This is a genomic window from Lysinibacillus sp. NPDC097287 (assembly GCF_044761695.1).
Classification (GTDB): Bacteria; Bacillota; Bacilli; order Bacillales_A; family Planococcaceae; genus Lysinibacillus.
In genome coordinates, this window is sequence record NZ_JBIWCX010000031.1 from 1 (window position 1) to 6,535 (window position 6,535).

The window sequence follows — 6,535 nt, forward strand, 5'->3', positions numbered from 1 at the left end:
CGTGGAACAAAGTTACTTAGTTACATCGGGAATGTAACTTTAAACGGCTTCCCAGGCGTAGAAAAGAAAGCTAAGCCAATTTTCTCTCAGCCAAGTATTCCAAACGTTGATAAATTGATCGTACCTCCGGCGGGGACAAAACAAATTTTGGACACACAAGGTGCGGACGGTTTAGTGAAATGGATTTTAGCGCAAGAAGATGTGCTGTTAACAGATACAACATTCCGTGATGCGCATCAATCTTTACTTGCGACGCGTGTTCGTTCACAAGATATGTTCGATATTGCAGATGAAACAGCGCGCATGATGCATAACTACTTCTCATTAGAAATGTGGGGCGGGGCAACATTTGACGTAGCTTACCGTTTCTTAAAAGAAGATCCATGGGCGCGTCTAGCAAAATTACGTGAACAAGTGCCAAACGTATTGTTCCAAATGTTATTACGCGGGGCGAATGCAGTCGGCTACACGAACTACCCAGACAATTTAATCCGTGAATTTATCGCAGAATCGGCGTCTTCAGGTGTTGATGTGTTCCGTATTTTCGATAGCTTAAACTGGATTAAAGGCATGGAAGTGGCGATTGATGCCGCACGTCAATCAGGCAAAATCGCAGAAGCATCAATCTGTTACACAGGTGATATTTTAGATGATTCACGTGCGAAATATTCAGTGCAATACTATAAAGATATGGCGAAAGAGCTAGAACAAACAGGTGCACACATTTTAGCGATTAAAGATATGGCGGGCTTATTGAAACCAGAAGCTGCGTATCGTTTAATTTCTGAGCTAAAAGAATCTACAAATCTACCAATTCACTTGCATACGCATGATACGAGCGGGAATGGTATTTATTTATATGCAAAAGCAATTGAAGCAGGCGTGGATATCGTCGATACAGCACTCGGTTCAATGGCTGGTTTAACATCACAACCAAGCGCGAACTCACTGTATTACGCGATGAAGGGCGGCAAACGCGAGGTACGTGCGGATATTGCATCGCTTGAAAATCTATCATACTACTGGGAAGATGTTCGTAAATACTATAAAGATTTCGAAAGTGGCATGAATAGCCCGCATTCTGAAATTTATGTTCATGAAATGCCGGGCGGTCAGTACAGTAACCTACAGCAACAAGCAAAAGCAGTAGGACTAGGCGATCGTTGGGATGAAGTGAAGCACATGTATTCTCGCGTGAATCTACTATTTGGTGATATCGTCAAAGTAACGCCATCATCAAAAGTAGTCGGCGATATGGCATTATTTATGGTGCAAAATGACTTGGATGAGGAAACAGTGATTTCGAGAGGGCAAACAATCGACTTCCCAGACTCGGTGATTGAGTTCTTCCAGGGCTATTTAGGGCAACCACATGGCGGATTCCCACAAGAATTACAAAAAGTGGTCTTAAAGGATCGTGAAGCGATCACAGTTCGTCCTGGTGAGCTGTTAGAGCCAGTGAATTTTGAACAGCTTGAAATGATACTAGAAGAGAAACTGAATCGTTCTGTGACGAAACAAGATGTGTTAGCCTATGCGCTATATCCGAAAGTGTTTGAGGAATATGCAAAAACACTTGATAACTTCGGAAACATTTCCGTATTAGATACACCGACGTTCTTATATGGCTTAAAATTAGGCGAAGAAATCGAAGTGGAAATCGAAAAAGGCAAAACGCTTATCATTAAGCTTGTATCCATTGGCGAATCGCAGCACGATGGCACACGTGTGATGTACTTCGAGTTAAACGGTCAATCACGTGAACTCGTTATCCAAGATATGACGGTGGAAGTGGATGGCAGCATTGCAATGAAGGCTGATCCAAGCAATCCAAACCAAATCGGCGCAACGATGCCTGGAACTGTATTAAAAGTCGTTGTCTCAAAAGGTAGCCAAGTGAAACGCGGGGACCACCTACTGATTACAGAGGCGATGAAGATGGAAACGACAGTACAGGCACCAAAAGATGGAGTAGTAAAAGAAGTTTATACGACTGCAGGCGATGCCATTTCAACAGGAGATCTTTTAATTGAAATAGAATGATATTGTCAGAATTATAAAAATATTGCCCGGGAAAGAATTAACCATTTAGCTTGAAATAAAAATAGATAGAGTGGTTATGCTTACACGCTGAACAGGAGCGTCTCAAGTTTTAATTGAGTCGCTCCTGTTTTTTGTGATTGTTGCATATTCCATTGACAAAAAAATAAAGTCAAGCGCATAATGCAGAAGAACCTTCGTAAGACGCTTTCTTACTTAATTGTGTATACACAATTTCGACATGAAACGTTCACAGGCAAGAAGGGGGCATTTTTCCTTCTTTTTTGGTACGATGTAGGCAGTAACTGTAAGGAGAGAAGAAAATATGGGAACTGATATTAATGTATTTCTGGCATTTGGTGCTGGTTTTTTAAGCTTTATCTCACCGTGTACACTCCCGCTGTATCCGGCATTTTTATCATACATAACAGGTATGTCACTAGATGAGCTGAAATCTGAACGAGGAATGATGCAAAAGCGAGCAATTTTGCACACACTATTCTTTTTACTAGGGTTCTCAATTATTTTCATTATGATTGGTCTTGGTGCATCATTAGCAAGAGAATTTTTCCTAAACTATCAAACATTATTACGTCAAGTTGGCGCTATTTTGATCGTGGTTTTTGGTTTAATGATTGTGGGATTACTACAAATTGATTTCTTGATGAAAGATCGTAAATTCCAATTTAAAAGCCGACCTTCTGGTTATTTCGGTTCGGTACTAATTGGTATAGCATTTGCGGCTGGTTGGACACCTTGTACAGGTCCAATATTAATGTCGATTATATCATTAGCAGGCGCAAATCCTAGCTCAGGCTTTAGTTATATGTTTGCTTACTTTTTAGGATTCGCGATTCCGTTCTTCATATTATCTTTCTTCATCGCTCGTATGAGTTGGATTCGTACGCATAGTCAAAAAATTGTTAAAATTGGCGGTTATGTCATGATTGCTGTTGGGGTATTATTATTCTTTGATGGCTTAACGTATATTACACGCTTAGTACAGCCGATTTTTGGTGATTTTACAGGTTTCTAATCTGCTAGACTAAAGTCATACATTTTTAGTGCAAGGGAGTTGGATTCGTGCCAACAGTTTTAGTAGTAGATGACACGTTATTTATGCGTGTTACAATTAGTAATATGTTTAGTGAATGGGGATATGAGGTTGTTGGAAATGCAGTAAATGGTAAGGAAGCTGTGGCTATGTATCGAGAATTACAACCAGATTTAGTGACGATGGATGTCACGATGCCTGTCATGACGGGTATTGCTGCTGTAAAAGAGATTATTCCAGAATTTCCAAACGCGAAAATTATTATGATTACTGCGTTGGGCCAACAAAAGTTAATCCTAGATGCCATTGAGAGTGGTGCGAAGGATTTTATTACGAAACCTTTTGAGCCAGAAAAGTTAAAAGCTGCTGCCGATCAATTAGTTGGTCAGCATAGTTAATTTTACATTATTCAGCAGGAGTTACAAACTGCTACTGAATAATGTGTAGCCTCCGGCGAATGTCACAAATGTTTGGTGCGCGAAAACGTAGCATTAGCGAAGTGACAGCAGCAGATTTTGAAGGGGAATTTATCGAGCAAGCTCGAAAAAATCTGGATGCAATTACGCCGATGCGAAATTGATAAGTAGAGGAGGATTTTTATGTTTAGTAGTATACCTTCTCAATATTATTTAATAGGTTCTACTGTAATGGCTATTGTAATGGGTATCTTTGTGATGTTTGTACGTATGAAAGCATCCAAAATGCCTACAAATGAGAAGAAAATTATCATTCCACCGATAGCAATGTCTTCTGGTGCATTAATGTTTGTATTTGAACAATTTCGAGTACATCCAATGCAAATTTTAGAGGCAACTATTGTAGGGGTGCTATGCTCGACAATTTTAATTGCCACTTCAAAATTCGAAGTAAAAGGCGAAGATATTTACTTAAAACGTTCAAAAGCATTTGTCTTCATTTTAGGAGGGCTATTAGTATTCCGCATCGTAGCTAAGATGGTATTAAGTAACTCCATAGACGTCGGTGAATTAGCAGGTATGTTCTGGATTTTAGCATTCGCGATGCTTGTACCTTGGCGTATCGCCATGCTTGTACAATTTAAAAAGGTGAAGAAAACAATTCCTGCTAAGAAAGCGTAATGTGAGACAACTACTAGCAATCGTTACAGCTAAATTGTAGAAAAAAGGCAATTGGAATAAGTTTATTCCAATTGCTTTTTTAATCAGAAATAGGAACTACTTTTCTAATTTCCATTTCAGCATATTATTTTCTGAAGCTATTTTATTCATATGCAACTTTTCTAATATTCTAATAGATGCAAAATTATTATCTTTACATTCAGCGACTACTTTATTTACATTTCCGTGTGAAAACGCCCATTGGATAATTTCCTTTACTGCTTCAGTTGCATAGCCTTTACCTTGTGCTGCAGGAACAATTCCATACCCTACTTCAACAATTCCTTCTGAACTTGCCTTTCCTTTAAATCCTATATCACCGATAATAGTGTTATTTTCCTTCTTTATAACAAACCAAACACCCCAACCTGATAGAGAAGGATCCTCTGTTAGTTTCTCTAAAAACATAATTATATGAGGACCAAATTCATATTCTTTTGTTGTAGAAATAATAGAAAATGACTCTTCTGTACAAGAGATGATTTTTAGTCTTTGCGTTTCTAATTCCATTATTTAACTCCCCTTTATATAAACTTTATCAACACGATGGTAGATTGCGAAACATAGAATTCAAATCTTCTGTAGGTTCTGATATGTTAATTATATGATAAAATAGAATTTAATAGTTAAAATATTCCTGTTACTTAAAATTGTTTAGCTCCATAATAAGTGCCTATAGAGTGAATAATACTGGTTTATTGAAGAAAAGATATTGAAACATGAAAATTACTTCCTAAATTAAAGGGTGGGAGAATTAGATGAAGAAAAGAATGATTTTGTTTTCACTAGGAATGATCTTGTTACTAAGTGCACTTCCATTAAGTATCAAAATGATTAAGGAGAAAATCCATACACAAGAAATGTATAATCGCTATGAAATGGATGTCCTTAGCAACAGCTACCCTCCTCCTACACAAAAATTTACAGTTTTGAACCACAATGTGGAAATTGACGAAACGATTATCGAGGAAGGAAATTATACTGACCTTTGGGATAATGATATCTCTATAGCAAATCTAACTATCATTGTAAACGGCAAGAAACTAGCTACTTTGGAGAATTATCCAATACGAGCGAAACATGAAGGCATACAGAAATATCACGGAAACATTTCATTTATCGTCTTATTCGATAAAAAAGAAGAAGAGAGAAAATTGTATGTAATATTGAGAAACACAAAAGACGAGATTATAAATGAAAATGGGGTAAATATTATAAATTTAACTTCTCCATTAGTGGATATAAAATATACATTACACGCAATAGATGAAGAAGGGCATATTGAGAGCGAAACTTTTAGTCAAAATAATCGAAATGCCATACAAACGCATGTGCTAAATAGTAGTGGTACTTCACCAATGTCAGTTGGATATTATACAGATGCTTGGCATATGTACCCATCTATTTTCTTCCCAATTTTGTTCCCACTGTTAACGCTCTTATTTGGCGTAATACTAATAATTATCTATTTTCCTATCAGAAAGGTAAAAGAGTAACAAACTGTTCTATTCGATTTATTCGGTATCTAATGGAGACAATTCAATAACAAGAGCAAGTGTATTCAATAAAGAATGAAATGAAAGGTGTGTTAGTTCATGATGTTAGTGAGTTCGTGTTTAGCAGGGTTAGAGGTAAGGTATAACGGAACGCATAGTCTTAATAATACGATACGTAAATTAGTCGAAGAAAATAAAGCGATTACAATATGTCCAGAATTACTGGGAGGATTTTCAACTCCCAGAGAACCTGCTGAAATAGTAGGCGGGGACGGGAATGATGTACTTGATGGAAAGGCTAGAGTGGTTGAAAAGTCTGGTAAAGATGTAACTGAACTTTACATAAAAGGAGCTCATGCTACTTTAGAAAAAGCTGAAAAAATAAATGCAACAATAGTTATTCTAAAGGAGAGTAGTCCATCTTGTGGCAGTTTAATGATTTACAATGGTGAATTTCAAGGGAAGAAAATTGTGGGAAATGGAGTTACTTCTGCTTTACTTAAAAGAAATGGTTTACAATTATTATCAGAAGAACGATATATTGGAAATAAAAAATAACTAAGTTGAATCTGTTATGAAGAGAATTATATAGTTATTTTTATTATTAATCTTTATAGCAACTACCTATGCTCAAGCTCTAAGTTGGGCTTATTCTTTTGTTGTTTGGAATGGAAATGTAAAGTAAAATGGTTTTCTAAAAAAACACATCTCTCAAAAGGCACTGCCTGTCTTTTTTGAGACAATAAGAAAACACCTTATTGTACAGCCAGTTTACGGTATTTTACCGGAGACTGGCTGTTTAATTTTGT

General features: G+C 37.0%; 8 protein-coding genes. 7 read left to right on the plus strand and 1 reads right to left on the minus strand.

The window, feature by feature from the left end:
- From ACIQ2D_RS21665 to ACIQ2D_RS21685, 5 genes are all read left to right on the plus strand, one after another.
- On the plus strand, positions 1-2,043 hold a 2,043-nt coding region (locus ACIQ2D_RS21665), incomplete at its 5' end, for a pyruvate carboxylase (protein WP_402867372.1).
- A 322-nt stretch (positions 2,044-2,365) separates the two neighbouring features.
- Entirely contained in the window at positions 2,366-3,076 is a 711-nt protein-coding gene (locus tag ACIQ2D_RS21670; RefSeq protein ID WP_402867373.1) for a cytochrome c biogenesis CcdA family protein, read from the plus strand.
- Positions 3,077-3,123: 47 nt separating this feature from the next.
- Positions 3,124-3,492, plus strand: coding sequence for a response regulator (locus ACIQ2D_RS21675; RefSeq protein WP_402867374.1), 369 nt, complete (start codon positions 3,124-3,126; stop codon positions 3,490-3,492).
- Between the two features lie 59 nt (positions 3,493-3,551).
- The gene (locus tag ACIQ2D_RS21680; RefSeq protein WP_402867375.1) at positions 3,552-3,674 is read left to right on the plus strand and encodes a hypothetical protein; all 123 of its coding nucleotides are present in this window, start codon (positions 3,552-3,554) and stop codon (positions 3,672-3,674) included.
- 19 nt (positions 3,675-3,693) lie between these two features.
- Positions 3,694-4,191: a CcdC family protein gene (locus ACIQ2D_RS21685; protein WP_402867376.1), complete on the plus strand. Its 498-nt coding sequence runs from the start codon at positions 3,694-3,696 to the stop codon at positions 4,189-4,191.
- Between the two features lie 96 nt (positions 4,192-4,287).
- Here ACIQ2D_RS21685 and ACIQ2D_RS21690 read toward each other — a convergent pair whose 3' ends face one another.
- Entirely contained in the window at positions 4,288-4,740 is a 453-nt protein-coding gene (locus ACIQ2D_RS21690) for a GNAT family N-acetyltransferase (RefSeq protein WP_402867377.1), read from the minus strand.
- A gap of 248 nt (positions 4,741-4,988) precedes the next feature.
- On the opposite strand from ACIQ2D_RS21690, the gene ACIQ2D_RS21695 reads away from it, so the two are divergent.
- Both ACIQ2D_RS21695 and ACIQ2D_RS21700 read left to right on the plus strand, forming a co-directional pair.
- Positions 4,989-5,726 carry a hypothetical protein gene (locus ACIQ2D_RS21695; protein WP_402867378.1) on the plus strand — a complete coding sequence of 246 codons (738 nt, stop codon included), beginning with the start codon at positions 4,989-4,991 and terminating at the stop codon, positions 5,724-5,726.
- 99 nt (positions 5,727-5,825) lie between these two features.
- Positions 5,826-6,284, plus strand: coding sequence for a 2-thiouracil desulfurase family protein (locus tag ACIQ2D_RS21700; RefSeq protein WP_402867379.1), 459 nt, complete (start codon positions 5,826-5,828; stop codon positions 6,282-6,284).
- Positions 6,285-6,535 lie beyond the last annotated feature (251 nt).

Coding starts and splice junctions, on each gene's coding strand:
- ACIQ2D_RS21690 (WP_402867377.1), bottom strand. CDS start 4,740: ATGGAATTAGAAACGCAAAGACTAAAAATCATCTCTTGTACAGAAGAG.
- ACIQ2D_RS21680 (WP_402867375.1), top strand. CDS start 3,552: ATGTCACAAATGTTTGGTGCGCGAAAACGTAGCATTAGCGAAGTGACA.
- ACIQ2D_RS21685 (WP_402867376.1), top strand. CDS start 3,694: ATGTTTAGTAGTATACCTTCTCAATATTATTTAATAGGTTCTACTGTA.
- ACIQ2D_RS21670 (WP_402867373.1), top strand. CDS start 2,366: ATGGGAACTGATATTAATGTATTTCTGGCATTTGGTGCTGGTTTTTTA.
- ACIQ2D_RS21695 (WP_402867378.1), top strand. CDS start 4,989: ATGAAGAAAAGAATGATTTTGTTTTCACTAGGAATGATCTTGTTACTA.
- ACIQ2D_RS21700 (WP_402867379.1), top strand. CDS start 5,826: ATGATGTTAGTGAGTTCGTGTTTAGCAGGGTTAGAGGTAAGGTATAAC.